Annotated in this window: 17 protein-coding genes; 5 read left to right on the forward strand and 12 right to left on the reverse strand. The window is 49.5% G+C overall.

The window, feature by feature from the left end:
* Positions 1-107: 107 nt before the first annotated feature.
* Both BJP58_RS07390 and BJP58_RS07395 read left to right on the forward strand, forming a co-directional pair.
* A complete protein-coding gene (locus BJP58_RS07390) occupies positions 108-1,151 on the forward strand; it encodes an ROK family transcriptional regulator (protein ID WP_233354999.1) in 1,044 nt (347 codons plus the stop codon).
* 29 nt (positions 1,152-1,180) lie between these two features.
* Positions 1,181-2,434, forward strand: a complete 1,254-nt coding sequence (locus tag BJP58_RS07395) for an MFS transporter (RefSeq protein ID WP_194543425.1) — start codon at positions 1,181-1,183, stop codon at positions 2,432-2,434.
* Between the two features lie 93 nt (positions 2,435-2,527).
* On the opposite strand, the gene BJP58_RS07400 is transcribed toward BJP58_RS07395, so the two are convergent.
* Positions 2,528-4,291 carry a glycoside hydrolase family 35 protein gene (locus BJP58_RS07400; RefSeq protein ID WP_194543426.1) on the reverse strand — a complete coding sequence of 588 codons (1,764 nt, stop codon included), beginning with the start codon at positions 4,289-4,291 and terminating at the stop codon, positions 2,528-2,530.
* A gap of 193 nt (positions 4,292-4,484) precedes the next feature.
* Here BJP58_RS07400 and BJP58_RS07405 point away from each other — a divergent pair, with 193 nt between their 5' ends.
* Together BJP58_RS07405 and BJP58_RS07410 are read left to right on the forward strand one after the other, a co-directional pair.
* Complete coding sequence (locus BJP58_RS07405; protein WP_194543427.1) at positions 4,485-5,399, forward strand: AraC family transcriptional regulator; 915 nt, start codon at positions 4,485-4,487, stop codon at positions 5,397-5,399.
* Positions 5,400-5,530: 131 nt separating this feature from the next.
* Complete coding sequence (locus BJP58_RS07410; RefSeq protein ID WP_194543428.1) at positions 5,531-5,923, forward strand: DoxX family protein; 393 nt, start codon at positions 5,531-5,533, stop codon at positions 5,921-5,923.
* Positions 5,924-6,127: 204 nt separating this feature from the next.
* Here the strand turns inward: BJP58_RS07410 and BJP58_RS07415 are convergent, their stop codons facing one another.
* The 6 genes from BJP58_RS07415 to BJP58_RS07440 all read right to left on the reverse strand — a co-directional run bounded on the left by BJP58_RS07415 (position 6,128) and on the right by BJP58_RS07440 (position 11,834).
* Positions 6,128-7,369, reverse strand: a complete 1,242-nt coding sequence (locus tag BJP58_RS07415) for an MFS transporter (protein WP_194544863.1) — start codon at positions 7,367-7,369, stop codon at positions 6,128-6,130.
* A 142-nt stretch (positions 7,370-7,511) separates the two neighbouring features.
* Complete coding sequence (locus BJP58_RS07420; protein WP_194543429.1) at positions 7,512-7,790, reverse strand: hypothetical protein; 279 nt, start codon at positions 7,788-7,790, stop codon at positions 7,512-7,514.
* Positions 7,791-7,799: 9 nt separating this feature from the next.
* A complete protein-coding gene (locus BJP58_RS07425) occupies positions 7,800-9,293 on the reverse strand; it encodes an alpha-N-arabinofuranosidase (protein ID WP_194543430.1) in 1,494 nt (497 codons plus the stop codon).
* Positions 9,294-9,487: 194 nt separating this feature from the next.
* Positions 9,488-10,234: an amino acid ABC transporter ATP-binding protein gene (locus BJP58_RS07430; RefSeq protein ID WP_194543431.1), complete on the reverse strand. Its 747-nt coding sequence runs from the start codon at positions 10,232-10,234 to the stop codon at positions 9,488-9,490.
* Positions 10,235-10,249: 15 nt separating this feature from the next.
* The gene (locus BJP58_RS07435; RefSeq protein WP_113058793.1) at positions 10,250-10,909 is read right to left on the reverse strand and encodes an amino acid ABC transporter permease; all 660 of its coding nucleotides are present in this window, start codon (positions 10,907-10,909) and stop codon (positions 10,250-10,252) included.
* Between the two features lie 157 nt (positions 10,910-11,066).
* On the reverse strand, positions 11,067-11,834 hold the full coding sequence (locus tag BJP58_RS07440; protein WP_127592358.1) for an amino acid ABC transporter substrate-binding protein: 768 nt from the start codon (positions 11,832-11,834) through the stop codon (positions 11,067-11,069).
* A 283-nt stretch (positions 11,835-12,117) separates the two neighbouring features.
* Between BJP58_RS07440 and BJP58_RS07445 the strand changes: the two genes are divergently transcribed.
* The gene (locus BJP58_RS07445; RefSeq protein WP_194543432.1) at positions 12,118-12,843 is read left to right on the forward strand and encodes a hypothetical protein; all 726 of its coding nucleotides are present in this window, start codon (positions 12,118-12,120) and stop codon (positions 12,841-12,843) included.
* A gap of 226 nt (positions 12,844-13,069) precedes the next feature.
* On the opposite strand, the gene BJP58_RS07450 is transcribed toward BJP58_RS07445, so the two are convergent.
* The 5 genes from BJP58_RS07450 to nagZ form a co-directional block, all read right to left on the reverse strand.
* Entirely contained in the window at positions 13,070-13,585 is a 516-nt protein-coding gene (locus BJP58_RS07450; protein WP_194543433.1) for a hypothetical protein, read from the reverse strand.
* A 335-nt stretch (positions 13,586-13,920) separates the two neighbouring features.
* The gene (locus BJP58_RS07455; RefSeq protein ID WP_194543434.1) at positions 13,921-14,850 is read right to left on the reverse strand and encodes a manganese-dependent inorganic pyrophosphatase; all 930 of its coding nucleotides are present in this window, start codon (positions 14,848-14,850) and stop codon (positions 13,921-13,923) included.
* A 126-nt stretch (positions 14,851-14,976) separates the two neighbouring features.
* On the reverse strand, positions 14,977-15,999 hold the full coding sequence (locus BJP58_RS07460) for a UDP-N-acetylmuramate dehydrogenase (RefSeq protein ID WP_194543435.1): 1,023 nt from the start codon (positions 15,997-15,999) through the stop codon (positions 14,977-14,979).
* Between the two features lie 199 nt (positions 16,000-16,198).
* Entirely contained in the window at positions 16,199-17,176 is a 978-nt protein-coding gene (gene rpoD, locus BJP58_RS07465; protein ID WP_336245447.1) for an RNA polymerase sigma factor RpoD, read from the reverse strand.
* A 179-nt stretch (positions 17,177-17,355) separates the two neighbouring features.
* The gene (nagZ, locus tag BJP58_RS07470) at positions 17,356-18,699 is read right to left on the reverse strand and encodes a beta-N-acetylhexosaminidase (RefSeq protein ID WP_194543436.1); all 1,344 of its coding nucleotides are present in this window, start codon (positions 18,697-18,699) and stop codon (positions 17,356-17,358) included.
* Positions 18,700-18,791 lie beyond the last annotated feature (92 nt).

Below are 18,791 nucleotides of genomic sequence, written 5' to 3' on the forward strand. Positions count from 1 at the left end.
TGTCAACCGTCTTAACCTGCAAAATTGTTCTTGCACCCTTATTTCAGATGTGCAATAATCTTCTCCAGATACTTATTAAACCCGTTTAAAAAGAAAGGGGGGTGGTGATGGATACGCGCAAAGAACCTTTACCCACACCGCAATCCATGAAATACGCCGTACGGCGCGCGCTCCGCGCTTCCCTGCTGGAGCTCGGTAGCGGAACCAAAGCGGAGCTGAGTGACAGGCTCGGCATCAGCTTTCCAACGGTGAGCAAAGTGCTGGAACAGATGGCGCAGGAAGGCGAAGTTACCCTGCTCGGACTGGATGAGTCCAGCGGCGGGAGACGTGCAAACCGCTACGCTTTTAACCCGGACTATATGCTGGGTCTCGCCGTTTATTATGAGAAGGAGCGGAGCGTATACACCATTTTTAACTGGAACGGCGATCTGGTCGAACGACAAACTGAAGACGGCATACTCCAGCTTGGACCGGAAGCGCTGGCTTCCCAGCTAAGAAGCTGGATCCACCGTTATCCGAAAATCCGCTCGATTGCGGTCGGCATGCCGGCTGCGGTTCGTGATGGCGTCGTTTTTCACGTGCCGTTGTACGGGACATTCCAGGATTACGACCTCAAATCTTACCTGGAGAACCTGTTCTCCATTCCTATCATCGTGGAGAATGACATGAATGCGGCCGTGCTTGGCTATCAGAATCTGAGCCGTACGGAGGAGGCTTCTCTTGTATACGTGTATTTCGGACACAACGGACCGGGGGCGGGGCTGTTGATCAATGGAAACGTCGTTCGGGGCAAGTCGTTCTTTACGGGTGAGATCGGTTATGTACCGATGAGCAAAGACAACAATTTTCAAGATGTATTGGAGCGTAAAAGTGCCGTCATGAGCAGTCTCATCGAGCCGGATGAGGAGCAAATCGATGCGTTAAGCCGATTAAGCGCCGCCTTCACCGCGATTCTCAATCCGGATGCCATTCTGTGGTGTGAGCATAACCTCCTGCCCTCCACCCTGCTCTGCATTAAAGACCGGGCTTCCGCCTACGTACCGGAGCGTCATCTGCCCGAAATGCTGCTTCGCGAGTGGGAGCATGACTATATAGCCGGCCTGCAGCGGCTTGCTCTGGATATGATGATATCCGATACAAGTGCAATGTAAAATTCAACGATGACGATTGGGGAATAACCGTGAATACAGACCTTCAAACGAAAGCAAAACCTAAATTCAGCAAAGACTACACCCTTCATCTGGCAACCATCTTTCTGGGCTTTATCATATTTGGAATATCGGAAAACATTAAGGGACCCGCCATTCCAAGGATTCAATTCGATTTCCACCTAAATGAAATGCAGATCGGCACCTTGCTATCCCTGAACGCGCTCGGGTACTTGATTGCCTGTTCATTCACTGCGTTGTTAACGCGGAAGATCGGGATCAAGTGGGTCAGTATGGCCGCCTTCGGTTCGATGGCTATCTCTGGTGTGTTGATCTTCCTGTCGCACAGCTACCCGATGTTTACCGCATCCTATTTCTTTATGTACATTGGAAACGGTATGCTGGAGATCGGTCTTGCCATATTAGCTGCCCGGATCTTTGTGCGAAACACAGGCACGATGATGAACCTGTCCCATTTCTTCTACGGAATCAGCTCAACCGTGGCACCGATGATTGCATCCGGACTTATGACCGTAACCGTGTTTAACTACACGCTGGACTGGCGGGGCATGTATCTGGCCATGCTGATGTTATCCGTGCTGCCAATGATCCCGGCACTCATGAGCAAGTTTCCCGGGGACGATCTATCCGAAACGGAACGAACCCCGCTTAAGTTGTTAGTTAAAGATCCTGCACTGTGGCTGGTCGTCATGATTCTATCCTTCGGTGTCGTATCGGAGATGGCAGTTGGCGGTTGGCTCGTAAACTTTCTTGAAAAATCGTACAAATGGGAACCTACGGCTGCTGCCGGGATGCTGTCCGCCTTCTTCCTCTGCTTCTCGGCAGCACGCCTGCTGCTCGGCCCGATAACGGACCGGATCGGCTTCACGCTGTCCATCATCATCCTGTCCGCGTTGACCGGAGTATGCACGTTTATTGCAATCTTTGGCGGAGAATCCTATGCGTTCCTGTTCGCGGCAGCAGGCATTGGAATTGCTCCGATTTATCCGACGGTCATGGCGCTCATTGCCAAAAGATATCCGAAAGAGAGCGACACCGCGATTACGTTCATCGTCACCATGATGGGAATCGGCAGCGTTATCGGCAATTACGCGATCGGGGCGATCACAAACGGCTTCAAGCAAATGTACGGCAGCGGAACAGAGCTCGGGCTGCTGCGCGGGCTTCAGGCGGGCTATGGCTTCATCGGATTGTGTGCCATCCTATGCTCGCTTTTTGGCATCCTTCTGTACCGTTATTTAAAAGTCCGGAAGCAATTGGTCTAATTCTATGATTCCTTGAACACTAAGGGAGCCCTCTTATAAGTACAAGAGGGCTCCCTTTTATTGATGATGATCGTTTGCCTAACCACACCCTAATTAACCCAAGTCGGGTTGATCAACAAGTTCGATGCTTGCTGTTTCGGTATGGTGCAGCTCAAACACCAAAATTTCATTGCGGCCCTGCTTCAGCAGGGGTCCAGGCAGGTAAAGCGCTGCTTGCGGTCCTTGTTCCCAGTAACGCCCCAGGTTGAAGCCATTGACCCATACAACCCCTTTTCCCCATCCGTCCAAGCGGATAAACGTATCTCCAATGTCATCCACCGAGAATTCACCTCGATAAAAGGTAGGGCGGTCCTGCTGTTCAAACGGACCCGTAAGCGGTTGAAACGGCGCCGCATTCGGATTCTCAAGCGGCACAGGATAGATGCTCCAGTCATACAGGAACTGGTTGTTCATCCGGACTCCCTCAGTAATTCCTTTATAGTCCTTCAGCTTCGGGCCGTAATTGATACGCCCCATATTCTCGACAACGATCTCCAGCTTGGCGCCGGCTGCCGGAACATCGAACTGGAGGGCTTGGGGATTCCAGCGTTCAACCGTCCCCTGATACTTACCGTCCAGGAATACCTGTGCCCGGTCATGCACCTCTTGCAGATGCAACGATTCTCCCTGGCGAGGTCCGGTAATATCCGTTGCATAAACGATGAAGCCATAGCTTTGACCCAGCAGTTCCATCGGTACAGGTGTTGTGCGTTTCACCGCCTCGGATAGCGTCGGCAGATGCTCCAGCAAGTCGGCATAATGCGTCATGCGAACCGAGCCATAGCTTTTTTTCTTGACGGGCTGAGGCAAACTTGGAAAATCAGAGAGCTCTTTTCCCTGATGCTTCGCAATCATGCTGCGAATAACCTCGTACTTGGCTGTTACATCCCCGCACTCCGAGAGTGGGGCATCATAATCATAGCTGGTGATCGTCGGCTCATACTTCTCGTGAAAATTCGCCCCGTTATAAAATCCGAAATTGGTTCCCCCATGAAACATGTAGAAATTCACGGATGCATGCAAGTCCAGCATCTCTTTGAACACCGCAGCGGCATCTTCCGCGTCCCGGGTATGATGCGGTTTCAGCCAATGATCAAACCATCCGTTCCAGTATTCCATGCACATGAGAGGGTCTTCCGCCCGATATTCCCGCAGTTTGGCAAAAGCCTCTTCCGTTCTCGAACCAAAGTTGACGGTGGCAAGCACGCCTGGAACGGTTCCCCCTTGCAGCATTCCGTCGGTGGGACCATCCGAAGTGAACAGCAATACATCTACGCCCCGCTTGATCAAGCCATCCTTCAAATACTCCAGATATGCCGTATCATTTCCGTAGCTCCCGTACTCGTTCTCGATTTGCATTGCAATCACCGGGCCTCCATTGGAGGTTAATAACGGAACCAGCCGCGGAATCAGTTCATCATAATAATGGTCAACCTTCTCCAGATACAACGGATCCATGCATCGCAGATGGATATCAGGATACTTCAGCAGCCAGGACGGCAGCCCGCCAAATTCCCATTCTGCGCATATGTAAGGGCTTGGCCGAAGGATCACATGCAGCCCGAGATCACCGGCGATTTGGACGAATCTCACCAAGTCGGTGATGCCTTCAAAAGTAAATTGTCCTTCCATGGGTTCATGCAAATTCCAGGGAATATAGGTTTCCACGGTGTTTAATCCACAGCTTTGCAGCTTCATTAGTCTGTCTTCCCAATACTCCGGCACGATCCGAAAATAATGTACGGCACCCGACAAAATCTGGATCGGCTCATCGCCGAGCACGAACTGTTGATTAACCGCTTTCAATTGAGCTTTCATTTTCTGTTTCCTCCCTGCTCGTATCATTTTGCTTGCTATTGTCATCATCTATCAAAAGCTCGTGCTGCTCAATCTCCAAATGGAGCATTCTTTATACCTTTTGTGCCGAATATTCAGAATCGAGAAGAACCTATTATGATACAATATATGGCATAATCACTGGAATTTTCGAAGCTAAAGGAGCATGGCCATTATGGATATCGCTTTTCGCTTTCCCAATATGATTCACACGCTTCAAGTAACGGGATGCCATTTCGATTCCCAGCCGCCCGGCTGGAGTTATCCGAGGCATCATCATCACCTGTTTGAGCTGCTGTACTGTCTGGAAGGCGAGGTTCTCCAGGAAATTCATCGGGAGTCTTTTACGCTGCGGCAAGGAGAATGGCTTCTGATCAAATCCGGAGTCCCCCATCAAACCACGAATCTGGCCAACGGGCCATATGGATACTTTAATGTTCATTTTGATCTCGATGATCAGGAAATTCGAAGCTCATTATCCGCTGCCCCTTACCGTCACATTCGCCAACAGGAAAGCGAGCACAGCAATCTGAAGGCATACGTTCAAGAGCTGGAGGGAATCGTTCGACGCAGTCAGCCGGCAGCCCATTCGCTTCAACCGGAGAACCCGAGGGCTGAATACAATCTCACTTTTGAAGACAGACTTCTGCTCCAATCCTATACATTACTCATCATCCACGATGTGCTCTCCCTCCTGAAGGTGCAGGATGAAGTCAAGCTGTCTTCGTCGACACAGGCAGTATCAGGCTCCCACAAGCCGTCTTCCTTGCTTGCAGCCGATGCGGCGCATGCCATTGAAGAGAAGCTGTCATCAGGGCTTACAGAAGAGATCTCTGTCACAGCCGTATCCAAAGAGCTGAATTTAAGCCGCAGCCAATGCAGCAAGTTGTTTCGCCAAGTTTACGGAATATCGCCAAGACAATATATCAGCCGACAAAAGCTCACCCTGGCCAAAGAGCTGCTGGTCACGACCCATCTGCCAATGACGGCGATTGCCGACAAACTCGGCTTTCGCTCAGCCAGCCATTTTTCAAGGCAATTCCGCCGCTGGACCGGGCAGTCGCCGACAGAATACCGTCCCAGACACTAAGTCGTGAAACTTGATTATTTTTAGTAAGTTACTTGACAATCAATAGCATAATTGAGTATGATACAATCTATAGTTTCAGCTATACAAAAGTTAGTTGATAACCACTTAAAAATAAGGAGCTGTTACCATTCATGCGTAGCTATTCTTCTATGGGTACTTTCATTATTCGGGTTATTCTGGGCGTTATCTTTTTGGCTCACGGTTTGGATAAATTCCAGAGCGGCATCGGCAACATCGAGGGCTTTTTCGCCAGTTTGGGAATCCCCGCATTCATGGCGACCGTTGTGGCCATTATCGAAATTGTGGGTGGTATTGCATTGATTATCGGTTTGGGAACGAGAATTGCCTCCCTTGTTCTTGGCGTTGTGCTTGTCGTAGCTATTTTTCAGGCCAAGCTCGGCATGGGCTTCCTGGGTGGCTATGAATTGGATATTGCCTTGCTGGCCATGGCCGTTCATCTTGCCCTTAGCGGCAGCAGCCTGCTCTCGGTCGATTCGTTGTTTGGCAAGAAAAACAAAGCCTAAGCGACGACCTTATGTAAGAAAAACGTCCATCGACGTACTCTCGAAGAAGACAGACCGCGTTTAACGGTAGTTTTTCTTGCGATATCAGGCAGCACATCCTCCGAAGTTTATACTTTCTGATATCTTAGAACATAGAAAGAGAGCCGCACCTGACGATCAGTCTCCCAAGATCCTGATCCAGTGGTACGGCTCTTTTTTTACATGTTATGAAAAGCTGCTACCGCCCTTTTCGGCCGCTATAGCCGATTTCCTCTGCAGTCTCAGAAGCGCGAACGATAACCCTGCGGATATCGCAATACAGATGGAGCCTGCAATGTACACCATGCGAATGCCGAGTGTATCCGCAATCAGACCCATGACCGCAATCGATAAACTCGTTACCGTGGACAGCAAGATATCACGCGAAGCGTAGATTTTCGGCAGCAGCTCTTGATCCACGCTGGATTGGAGCGCGGTTTGCTGCGCCACATCCCGCAGCTGATAGGCCGGTCCCATTGCAATACATAGGATTAATGCCATGATCGGGATACTGTTTAGGCCATACCACAGGGTAAGCAAACTGAACACCGCTGATCCTACGGCCATGCATGGAATCAGATTTTTCTGGATAAAGGAAGACAGGAGCAGCATCAGCAGCCCACCCGCAATGGCGCCTATATAATAACTTGCATTAATGAATCCCCACCAAGCTTCGCCTTGATGCAGCACTTCCTTGACATACACCAGCGTGATCGCTCCCACCCAGATGGTTCCCGCGATCCCTTCAATCATATCCATCATCGTCACGATTCTTAATGTCGGATTTCTCCACAGGTAGAACCAGCCTTCACGAATCACTTCCCAGCCTGTTTTCGCTCCTCCCGCCGCAGCCGGTTCCTTCTCCTTCATAGAGCGTGCTGCGATCCAAAGGCACAACACGGATACCCAGATGAGTACGCAGCTCATGATTAACGTCGGCATATGTCCAAACCGTACAACGAGAAAGCCCGTGAAGGTATATCCTGCAATCTGCAAGGATTGACTAGTCACGGACAGAGAGCTGTTAGCCTTAACCAGCCGGTCAGGTGCAACTACTCTCGGAACCATGGACTGAATGAGCGGGTTTCCCCATCCTTCGGTAAAAGCAATGAACAAGATAAACATACACAGCACGGAAACCTGAGTTGATATGTAGGGAAATGCGATAACCAATGCGGTTAACAACAGGGCTTTCATGACTTGAAGCCTCACCAGAAGCTTGGAGAAGCCGAATTTCTCCATCACAAGCGGAGCCGTAAGGCCGGCGACTAACCGTGCGACTGCGTTAAACAGCGGGAATAACGCGGCAATAAAGGCCGATCCGGATTCTTGATACATAAAGGTAGTCAATACCATGATGTAGACAACGCCTGCAAGCGAAATGCTTGAATGCGCGGTCCAGTAGTATAGAAAGCCTCCTCGTTTCATGTCCACACCCTGTTCTGCTGATCTTTTTTCTAATAGTCATAACATAGGTTGAAAGTTTCTGTAAAGATAACGGAAGTTCCCCCATACTAAAAAAAGCCTGCTCCCATGATCCATCCATGAGAGCAGACTTACTATAACTCGGCTATGAAGCGCTATGGGCAACCGACCAACGGTCCTGCCCCGGATAAGGACATCGCTTGTCTTTAAGCTTCGCGGTGATCTGTACGATGCAGCCGCACAGCGTGCATGTCGTGTTCCCTTGCAGCTTTGGACAAGAGAAGCACGCACGCAGACGGGCATCATACTCACCATCCGGCACGCAACGGTCAGACGTAAACATTGGAGATGATAGGACGCGCGTAATTTGTTCCTCGTTAACCCGGTAATCGTCATGACAACCTTTACACCGATTATCCGCCATCCTCTTCGTTTATCCTGCCGTGATCTCGAGAACGGTAACGGACATCGGTGCCAGCTTGGCACGCAGAACGTCGCCTTCCTGTTCAAAAGCATGGAATGCAGCCGGCTTCAGAGTCTCCGGCGATTCAAAGGTGTTGTGAGCGTCCAGCGAATCGGAGGCTAGCTGCCGGCCTACGATCTTGGACACCGCTCCGCTTAATCCCCGAAGCTGAATCGTCACGTCACTTTGCTCCGCATGACTCACATTACACAGACTCACATGGATTTTGCCGGCTTGATCCTTCGAGGCCGTTACGGATACTTGCGGAATCTTCTCGCCGTCCATCTCATAATCAGCGCCGCTGTAGTTGGTAGCCAAACGCTCTGCATCCTGATGCACTTTATACATATCAAACACATGATAAGTCGGAGTAAGAATCATCTTCTCGCCTTCGGTTAAAATGACGGACTGCAGCACATTGACAATCTGCGCAATGTTCGCCATGACCACCCGATCATTATGCTCGTGGAAGATATTCAGCGTTAAACCCGCCACCAGAGCATCACGGATCGTATTCTGCTGATACAGGAAGCCCGGATTGGTGCCAGGCTCTACGTCAAACCAGGTTCCCCACTCGTCTACAATGAGGCCGATCCGCTTGTTAGGATCATACTGGTCCATGATTGCCGAATGTCTCGTAATCAATTCATCCATATGAAGCGCCTTCTTCATCGTGGTGAACCATTCCTGTTCGCTGAATCCGGTAGCAGCGCCTTTGCCTGTCCAGAATTCGCCAGGAATCGTGTAATAGTGAAGACTGATGGCATCCATGAACGGATGCGCTTCTCTCATCACGGTTTCCATCCAGCGGTAATCATCCACGTTCGGGCCGCAGGCAATCTTGTAGATCTTGTTATCGCCATAGTTGCGAACATAAGTCTGATAGCGTCTGTACAGATCCGCATAATACTCCGGCCGCATATTGCCGCCGCAGCCCCAGTTCTCGTTCCCGACGCCAAAATATTTAACATTCCATGGCTTCTCGCGGCCATTCTCCTGGCGCCATGCGGCCATCGGCGACACGCCATCAAAGGTCATGTATTCAACCCATTCCGACATTTCCTGCACGGTGCCGCTGCCGACATTGCCCGATATGTATGGTTCACAACCCAGAAGCTCGCAAAGACGGAGGAATTCGTGGGTGCCAAAATGGTTGTTCTCCACAACGCCGCCCCAGTGCGTATTGACCATTTGCTTCCGATTCTCTCGTGGACCGACGCCGTCCTTCCAGTGGTACTCGTCGGCAAAACAACCGCCTGGCCAGCGCAGCACCGGTATGTTAAGCTGTTTCAGCGCCTCCAGTACATCATTGCGGATCCCCTCCGTATTCGGAATCGGTGAATCCTCACCCACCCATATGCCCTCATAAATGCAGCGACCCAGATGTTCGGAAAAATGACCATAAATATTGCGGTTGATCTTGCCTTTGGATAAATCCGAATGAATGGTAATAACATGACTCATGACTTATTCCGCTCCTCACCGTTGTTTTATAGATGTTTATATGAAACAGTTTAACATTCTTTAAAACAATGATATCGACCAAACCGGATTCCGTCAACCCGTAATTTAAACGCTTTCACGAAATAGCCTTATTTTTCACCAAAAAAAGACCGGCCCAAACCGATCTTCCGATCGGGCTCTGGGCCAGTCTCTCTTCAACGCGTCGCCCGGATTAAAAATTCCCGGGTGCGCTCTGCCTTCGGTTGGTTAAATATTTGATCCGGCGTGCCGGATTCGACGACCTGTCCGTTATCCATGAAGATCATTCGGTCCGCCACTTCTTTGGCAAAACTCATCTCATGCGTGACGATCACCATCGTCATATGCTCCTCGGCCAGCTGCTTGATAACCGCCAGCACCTCGCCGGTCAGCTCGGGGTCCAGCGCCGATGTCGGTTCGTCAAACAGCATGATGTCCGGATTCATCATCAGTGCTCTCGCAATGGCCACACGCTGTTTCTGTCCGCCCGACAGATTCCCGGGGTATACGTCTGCTTTATCAGATAAACCGACCTTCTTCAGCAGAGCGGCGCTGTTTACCCTAACCTCTTCCTTTGATTGTTTCTTCACATGTTTAGGTGCCAGTCCCAGATTCTCCTGTACCGTGAGATGAGGAAACAGGTTAAAATGCTGGAATACCATGCCCATCCGGGATGTGATCGCTTTGATCCCCGGCGGGCTGGCATATACGCCATCCTTCACGAGATATTGATCCTGCAGCTTGATCGATCCGCCATTAATCTCCTCCAGATGCACCAGGCTCCGGAGCATGGTGCTCTTCCCCGATCCGGAAGGTCCGATGACGGCAATCACTTCATTCTTCTGAATCTCAAAGCTGACGTCCTTCAGCACGTCCAGCTGGCCGAAGGATTTTTTCACATGGGTTACTTCGATAATTGCCATTACACGACAGTCCTTCTATTCATATTTAAATCGGCGTTCCAGAAACTTAAACAACATGGTTAACACGAGCGTCATTAGCAGGTATATGACGCCTGCAATGAAAAACGGCATAATCGTAACATCGCGATTGACCGCCGTATAGGCGAAGTGCAGTAACTCCGGAACCGCTACGGCATACAGCAGCGCCGTATCTTTTACCAGTGTAATGGATTCATTGGATACCGCCGGCAGGGCTACGCGAAACATTTGGGGCAGAATCACTTTCGTGGTCGTTTGCCAGCGGTTCAGGCCCAGCACCTTGGACGCTTCATATTGACCCTTGTCAATCGCCAAGAGGCCTCCCCGAAAGATCTCCGCAAAATAAGCAGCATAGTTTAGCACAAATGCCAAACATGCGGCTACAAAACGGTCCAGAACGAGATACTCTCCGATCACGGGCAGCACTGGCAGCCCAAAACAAAAGAACAACAGCTGCAGCAGCAGCGGGGTACCACGAAACACATAAATATAGGCATTGGCCAACCAAGCCAGCGGCTTGATTGCGCTTCGAACCATTAACGTGAACACAAACCCGAGCGGGATGGAAACCAGGATAGCAATTAAAAACAACAGTATCGTTGTCTGTGCGCCCTCCAGCATCGGTTTGCCGATTTGAACAATGTAATCCATACTCATATACGCTTAACTCCTAATGGAAAAACTTCTTGAGATGCTTGAAGTTCTTCAAAAATATCGTAGACCCATGGAAGGAACACAAAACCGGAGCCTTTGGTCAAAGTCCGGTTTTTTGGAATACCTATGGAAGGATGAATAACCATCCTTGTGGAACGTCTTACTTCAACACTTTGTTTTCGCCAAACCATTTCTCGGAAATCTTGGCTGCCGTACCATCGGCATTCATTTCGTCCAGTGCTTTTTGCAGGCTTTGAAGCAGCTCCTCGTTGCCTTTTTTAACCCCGATCCCGTACTGCTCCGGTGCCAGAGATTCCTCGAGAATCTTGTATATTCCCTCTTCCTTGGACATGAAGTATTTCATCACCACTTCGTCTATGACCACAGCCTCTACGCGTCCATTCTTCAAATCGCTCAGAGCCAGCATATTGTCAGGGAATTCGTTGATCTTCTTCACTTGCGTGTGAATCTCGTTGGCGCTTAACGCGTCAGCTGCCGAGGACAGCGACTGCAAACCGATCTCTTTGCCTGCCAAATCGCTGATCGAAGTTATATCCGAATCAGCCAGCACGGCGACGACCTGACTGTTCTCCAGATAAGGCTTGGTGAACAACACTTTCTCCTTGCGCTCATCGGTGATGGTATAGCCGTTCCATATCAAGTCAATGCGGCCGCTGCTAAGTTCGGACTCCTTCGATTTCCAGTCAATCGGCTGGAACTTGACTTCCTTGCCCATCTTCTCAGCGGCTGCACGGGCATAATCGATATCAAAGCCGACAATTTCATTGCTCTCGTCGCGAAAGCCCATGGGCGCAAACTTGTCGTCGATCCCGACAACCAGCTCATTGCCGCCGCTTGCGGAGCTTGAACAGCCGACTACGGTTAATAACAGCATGAAGCCTGCTAATACTGATGCTATCTTTTTCACCAAAAAATCCCCCTCGTAGACATTAAACGCAGCTATATTCTGGATGCAAAGGAATTCGCATCAGATGCAAAGACTGCTTTTTCGCTTTAGTACGTTATCAAGACTCCATGATACCATATTAGCAGAGAAGAGTCGATAGTTTCATAGAATGGTCAATTTTCACCGTCTGATATGAAATTTATGTATTTTCATCCTATTTTAAGGTTATTTTAAGGATGAATTCAGTTTAGCGGGAAAGAATGATGGACTGTAAGACCAACATCAAGAAAGGCGGTAAACAACAATGACAACACACTTGAAGTCAATGAAGCGGCTGGTGCTTGTCGCCATCGCTGTAGTCATGGGCCTCGCTTATCTTCCCGTCTCGGTCTCGGCGGAACCGGTCGGACAGCAAACAGAATCACCGGCTGTTCCTTCTTCCCAAGACGAACGCGGGCAACATAAACCCGGTCATATGTTCAAGGCCATCTCCGAATTTCTGAAGCTGGAACCGCAAGTTCTTCGAGATAAACTCAAAACCTCGACACTCGCGGAAATAGCCAAGGAACAAGGTGTATCCAGAGAGGCCGTAAAAGCCAAGATCGTTGAGCTGTTGAAGGATAAAATCTCCTCGCATCCGAAGCAGCTGGGCAAATCCATCGATTACTCCGCTGCCGCGGACAAGCTGCTTGACGCCAAAGGCGGGTGGCAGAAGCAGCGGATGCATCAGCGCCATGGCCGGTTGATCTCGGATAGCGACGAGCTGGCCAAACTTCTGAAGACGACGCCGGAAGCACTCAAGCAGTCGCTCCAATCTGGAAAATCGCTGGCACAGATCGCGAAGGAGCAAGACGTGCCCGTCCAGTCCGTCATTGATCAACAAGTCCAGGCACTCACGAAGCGCCTGGATCAGAAGTTGACCGAAGGCAAACTGACGAAGGAAGAATACGAGGAGCGCAAATCCAGAATTGCTCCGTTCGTGAGCGATGTGGTGAATGGTAAACTCAAACCGATGAAACATAGCCGGTAATGTACCCGCTTAACGCATAACCTTTAGTCATTGAATAAGAAAAACGTCTATCGACGTACTTTCCCAGCAGACAGACCGCATTTAGCGGAAGTTTATCTTGCGAGATAAGGATGCTAAGCCTCGGATGTTTATACTTTCTTATCTCTTAACACAAGAGCCGCTCCATCGGTTAGGAATAACCCATGAAGCGGCTCTTTATCGTCCGTTTATTCTATTTAACATCCATTTAAGGCACGTATTGCTGGATCATCTTCACTACGACGCCATCTTCGACGGTGATATGAAATGGAAACCATTTCATGTCTACGATATCATCCTTTTCGTAGATATTCGTGAATTTGTCCAGGCTCACCATCTGGTTCCAGGAAATCTGAGCATCCTCATACCGTCCGGTATGATCGTACAACTGAAGCAGCACTTCGGCATCATCAGCCACAGGAAGTTCAATCTGTTCTTCCGTATCATTTACGATATAATAACCATCCGGTGCTTCCGTCATCTCAGGGTCCTGCTCCCGTTCGCGGAATACCTGATTCGCTTCCTCGCCCTCGTACCATTTAATTGGATCTACTTGCAGATAGACCTTGCCGTCTCTAATCTCAAGCCCGTTAATATAGACAGCTTCCTGATTCGAAGCTTTCGGAACCGGCTCATAATTGTTGCCTGAGGCTACGCCAACGGTTGTCATCATGATCAGTACCAGCAGCATCATTGCTCCCAATTTCCAAGCCGACTTCTTCATCTTCTCATCGCTCCCTCTTCATCTTCTATTAAATGGATTCAGCTCGTGAACCCTACCCGACTTATCACGCATTAAATATTAGTAACCCAATTCCTGGATATTTGAAACGTATATGTATTTTATCATTCATAACTTTATTATAAGGACCCACTTGGTAAAATGGATGTCAATTTGATGTAAATTCATTACAATATTTCAATCTTCGGAAGCGCTTAAATACGGGGCGATGAAGGATCGTACGCTATGTCGAACCGGGAAACATCCCAAATAAAAAAACAAGCCTTCCCCGCTGATTCCTCAGTCGATGGTCAGGCTTGTTTAGGTTCACACAAATATTATTGATTGAATGCTTCGGTCAGGACAGGAACAATCTGCGATTTGCGGGAAACCACGCCTTTAAGAAGAGCCTTGTTCTCCGACAGGGACACATTGTAGGCTTTCTCAACGGCCTTGGACTCTTTACCGAGTGCAAGAGCGATCGAATCGTTGTTCAGAATATCTGTCACTACGAAGACGAACAGGTCCAGGTTTTTGTCGGCAATAATCGCTTGAATCGCATCTTCGAGTTCGGCTTGACGGGACAATACATCATTGGTATCCACCGCGTTAACCTGTGCGATTTCCACTTTGGCTCCGCCCATTTGGAATTCCTTGGCGTCCAGGGAGATCAATTGCGCGATGGTTTTGTCGCTCAGATCGGCGCCTGCCTTGAGCATATTGAGCCCATAGCTGTCTGCATCCACGCCAGCGATCTCAGCCAGCTCGCGAGCTGCTGCGATATCTTCGTCTGTGCAGGTTGGGGATTTGAACAACAGGGAGTCCGAGATGATGGCGGACAGCATCAGGCCAGCAATTTCTTTGCGAACGGTGATACCTTTTTCCTTGTAGATCTTGTTCAGAATGGTAGCTGTGCAGCCGACAGGCTCCGCACGGTAGTATAATGGGTGGCTTGTCTCAAAATTCGCGATGCGGTGATGATCGATAACCTCAATCACGCGAACCTGATCAATGTCGCTTGCGCTTTGCTGACGCTCGTTATGGTCCACGAGGATAACGTCTTGGGCTTCGTTTGCAACCGTCTCAACGAAACGAGGAGCTTCGACCTTAAAGTAATCGAGCGCATATTGCGTTTCACCGTTAACGTCTCCAAGACGCACGGGCTCGGCAGAAAGGCCGAGCTGGTTCTTCAAATCAGCATAAGCAATAGCAGAGCAGATTGTGTCCGTATCCGGATTTTTGTGTCCAAAAATTAATGTTTTTGCCATATATAATGCCCCTCTCGCAACATAAATTTCATCGTTTATATCAATAAACAGATGATCACCTATCTGATTATATCGTTAAATTCTACTTATTCCAATTCCTTTACAGAGATTATTTTTAGACCGTGTTTATACCAATACAATTTCCGGCTCCGGAACGAATCCAAAATGGTTGTTAATCGATTCCGAGATCAGATTCATCAAGTAGAGGATATCGGTTGCCTTCGCATGCTTCTGGTTCAGAATCATGTTGCCGTGATGCGGAGAGATGATCGCGCCGCCATATTCGGTTCCCTTCATATTCAGCTGATCCACGAGCGAGCCGACGGCTACTCCATAATCATAATTATTTTTGAATACGGAACCGCAGGACGGGTAGTCGAAATGGCGTTTACTCGTCCGGTACTTGATGATATCAAGCATCGACTGAGGCGTCTCTATTCCCTTTCCTGCCAGCGCGTGCACTTCACCCAGAAAGAATGAGAAAAACGATGGCAATGAGGATGGATGGCTGCCGCGAGTCTTCCACTCTGTGAGAACTTCAGATGTCATGCTGATCTGTTCCTTCGAGCTGACCGGAATATTAAGATCGGCCCCTACTATGATCCACGGATGCTGCTGGAAGATGGATTGCTTGTATGCAAATAAACAGTCCGCTACGGGAATGGACCGTACCTTTAAGCTCGGATCCGTCGTATCGATATAATAGACCGTGTCCAGAATATCGCAGATTTGACGAGCATTATATTTAGCGTTCATATAGATGCCGGCCCCTACGCAGCCAGGCAGCAAAAAAGTAAAATCAAGCAAATCCGTTCCACCCATTAACCCCATCAAGGACAATAACGACATCGGCGCGCCGGATGAAACGTACCATTTATCAGCCGACACCCGCAGCTCCACCAGGTTTTTGAGCGATATAAACACCAGGTCATGTTTCGGTTCATCCGGAAACAGAATGTTGGAGCCCATTCCAAAGATGTACCATGGTATCCCGCGTTTCCTGCAGTCCTGCAGGAGATCCGCCAGGTCATTTGCCGTTTCAGGCATGGCCAGATAATTGGCTGAACCGCCGATCCCATACGTCGAAAAAGCAGACAGCTCCACATTGCGCTTGCACAATCGGTCGATAGCAGATGTATGTAAAGTCATCGTAGACATGTCACTCCCTATTCTTCACATTAGGCACATTCCTTACTAAATGTGGGGATGTTACATCATTATGATCCAACTGCTTAGGTGGTGTCAATCTGGAGTGGAATCCTGGCGAAATAGCAAAAAATCCCTGGATTACAGCCCGTAGACCGTAACCAAGGATTCATTCATCATCTCTTTATTTGTCCCCCAGAATTTATTCAAGGAAATCCTTGAGTCGTTTGCTGCGGCTCGGATGACGCAATTTACGAAGCGCCTTCGCCTCGATCTGCCGAATGCGTTCACGCGTAACGCCGAATACCTGGCCTACTTCCTCCAGGGTGCGGGTCCGTCCATCCTCAAGTCCAAAGCGCAGTCGGAGCACATTCTCTTCACGCTCGGTGAGCGTATCCAGCACTTCCTCCAGCTGTTCCTTCAGCAGCTCAAACGCTGCGGCATCTGCCGGCGCCAATGCGTCCTGATCCTCAATGAAATCGCCCAGGTTGGAGTCGCTTTCCTCCCCGACCGGTGTTTCCAGAGACACAGGTTCTTGGGATACCTTCTGGATCTCACGTACTTTTTCCGGCGAGATATCCATCTCCTTACCGATTTCTTCCGGTGTCGGTTCGCGTCCCAGCTCCTGAAGGAGCTGCCTGGAGACACGTACGAGCTTATTAATCGTCTCTACCATATGCACCGGAATCCGGATAGTTCTTGCTTGGTCAGCAATCGAGCGGGTAATCGCTTGGCGAATCCACCAAGTGGCATACGTACTAAACTTAAAGCCCTTGGAGTAGTCGAACTTCTCCACCGCTTTGATCAGGCCCATGTTGCCTTCCTGTATCAGATCCAGGAACTGCATTCCCCGGCCAGCATAGCGTCTTGCTATACTTACAACGAGACGAAGATTCGCTTCAGCCAAACGGCGTTTCGCTTCTTCATCTCCCTCCTCTATTCGTTTGGACAGTTCCACTTCTTCATCGGCTGTAAGGAGGGGAACACGACCGATTTCTTTCAGGTACATGCGAACCGGATCGCTAATCTTGATGCCTGGTGGAAGTGAGAGATCGTCATGAACCGAAAAATCCTCTGTCGGAGAATTAGCCGCTTTCTCTGTTTCCGTAACCTCTCGTTCCAATGCAAAATCCGCACTTTGACGGTTCTCCATTCTATGCCCCCCTGTTGACAATCCCATATTTTCATGCTAATCTAGCATTAGGTTATTATGACATTAAGCCAATAGTTATTTATCCTTCATTCTAGCATATTTTTCACACTATATCAACTTCTAATATATTCTAGTTCTGTTCACCCGATCTCAGGCTGAGATCGGGTTTTTATATGCTTCATCTTCTTACACTACATATGCTACGTTTACTTAAGCTGATCTAGTACCGCTTTCGTTTCTTGATTCAACGATTTCACATCGGGAGCCTTCACGGGCTCATCGCTCAGCTGATATTTGTGCTTTATTTCAAGCGTTGCCCTCACCCGGTCGTTCAGCATCTCCTCCGGGATCACGCCGCTATGGGCAGCCTCGGTTAATGCCTGAATGACGGCTTCTTCCAATGCATATTCATGTCCGATCAGAATCATGTTGCTCCCTGCGACGACGGACTTCACGGAAGCCTCTCCTAAGTCTGTGCTGCCGGAAATCGCCCCCATGGTCATATCATCCGTTATAACGACACCCTTAAACCCCATTTCTTCCCTTAACAAATCGTTGATAACGGGTTTCGAATAGGAGGATGGCGTATCCGGATCGATGCTCTTCATCAGCAGATGGGCAACCATAACCACATCGGCTCCTTCATCAATCGCTTGTTGAAACGGTACCAGCTCCAATTCATGCAGACGCTTCAGATCATGGTCAACAACCGGCAGCCCGAGATGGGAATCGACCGAAGTATCGCCATGCCCAGGGAAATGCTTCACTACAGGTACGACACCATTCTCCTGTATCCCCTTCATCGAGGCGATTCCCTGCGTGCTTACGGTTTCTGCCGTTGTGCCAAAGGATCGATCGCCGATGACCGGATTGTTCGGGTTGCTATCAATGTCCAGCACCGGGGCAAAAACCATATTGATTCCGACTCCCGACACCTTCTGCGCGATAAGTCCACCAACTTGCTTGGTCAGCGTAAGATCATCGCTCCTCCCAATTTTACCGCTTGACGGCAGCTTCACGTATTCATCAGGAAAACGGGTAACCCGTCCGCCCTCCTCATCAATGCTCAGCCAGAGCGGTACCGGATTCGCAGCATTTGCTTTTTTCAGCTCATTCAGCAGGTCTGCCGACTGCCGGGCGTTCTCGATATTATCCTTAAAAAGGATAATACCGCCTACATGGTAATCCTCCAGCAATCTGCGCGTGGTATCATCCATCGTAGTCCCTTCGATTCCAACCAGCACCAGCTGACCGATCTTCTCCTTGACGGTCATGCTATTCAGAAGCTCCGTTACCGCATCCTCAGTCCCGTTCTCGGGCAGATTCCCTTCCTCGCCATTGTTGTCCGAGCTGCCAGATGGACCCGGAGTCCCGTCTTCATCAGCTTGAGACGGGGTCTGCGGCTCCTGTATTTCCTCCGACGGCGAAGCTCCTTGTCCGTTGTTCCCGGGGTTGCCCGGTTCGGCTCCGCCCCGACAACCTGCCGCAGCCAATAGCAAGATGACAACCAGCATCGTTAAGCACATCCATTTTGTCTTACGCCTCAACATTGTCACCTTCCTTCAAATTCACACTACTATATTCGTCCTCTGTTCCACAGAGTCCTTCCATCATAACATGATTTCCATACAGTCCAAACCAG

This window comes from Paenibacillus sp. JZ16, assembly GCF_015326965.1.
Classification (GTDB): Bacteria; Bacillota; Bacilli; order Paenibacillales; family Paenibacillaceae; genus Paenibacillus_AQ.

Bases quoted from the DNA above. Each gene is read 5' to 3' on its own strand.
- BJP58_RS07390 (WP_233354999.1), top strand. From the start codon at position 108: ATGGATACGCGCAAAGAACCTTTACCCACACCGCAATCCATGAAATAC.
- BJP58_RS07400 (WP_194543426.1), bottom strand. From the start codon at position 4,291: ATGAAAGCTCAATTGAAAGCGGTTAATCAACAGTTCGTGCTCGGCGAT.
- BJP58_RS07405 (WP_194543427.1), top strand. From the start codon at position 4,485: ATGGATATCGCTTTTCGCTTTCCCAATATGATTCACACGCTTCAAGTA.
- BJP58_RS07410 (WP_194543428.1), top strand. From the start codon at position 5,531: ATGCGTAGCTATTCTTCTATGGGTACTTTCATTATTCGGGTTATTCTG.
- BJP58_RS07415 (WP_194544863.1), bottom strand. From the start codon at position 7,369: ATGAAACGAGGAGGCTTTCTATACTACTGGACCGCGCATTCAAGCATT.
- BJP58_RS07420 (WP_194543429.1), bottom strand. From the start codon at position 7,790: ATGGCGGATAATCGGTGTAAAGGTTGTCATGACGATTACCGGGTTAAC.
- BJP58_RS07425 (WP_194543430.1), bottom strand. From the start codon at position 9,293: ATGAGTCATGTTATTACCATTCATTCGGATTTATCCAAAGGCAAGATC.
- BJP58_RS07430 (WP_194543431.1), bottom strand. From the start codon at position 10,234: ATGGCAATTATCGAAGTAACCCATGTGAAAAAATCCTTCGGCCAGCTG.
- BJP58_RS07435 (WP_113058793.1), bottom strand. From the start codon at position 10,909: ATGAGTATGGATTACATTGTTCAAATCGGCAAACCGATGCTGGAGGGC.
- BJP58_RS07445 (WP_194543432.1), top strand. From the start codon at position 12,118: ATGACAACACACTTGAAGTCAATGAAGCGGCTGGTGCTTGTCGCCATC.
- BJP58_RS07450 (WP_194543433.1), bottom strand. From the start codon at position 13,585: ATGAAGAAGTCGGCTTGGAAATTGGGAGCAATGATGCTGCTGGTACTG.
- BJP58_RS07455 (WP_194543434.1), bottom strand. From the start codon at position 14,850: ATGGCAAAAACATTAATTTTTGGACACAAAAATCCGGATACGGACACA.
- BJP58_RS07460 (WP_194543435.1), bottom strand. From the start codon at position 15,999: ATGACTTTACATACATCTGCTATCGACCGATTGTGCAAGCGCAATGTG.
- rpoD (WP_336245447.1), bottom strand. From the start codon at position 17,176: ATGGGATTGTCAACAGGGGGGCATAGAATGGAGAACCGTCAAAGTGCG.
- nagZ (WP_194543436.1), bottom strand. From the start codon at position 18,699: ATGTTGAGGCGTAAGACAAAATGGATGTGCTTAACGATGCTGGTTGTC.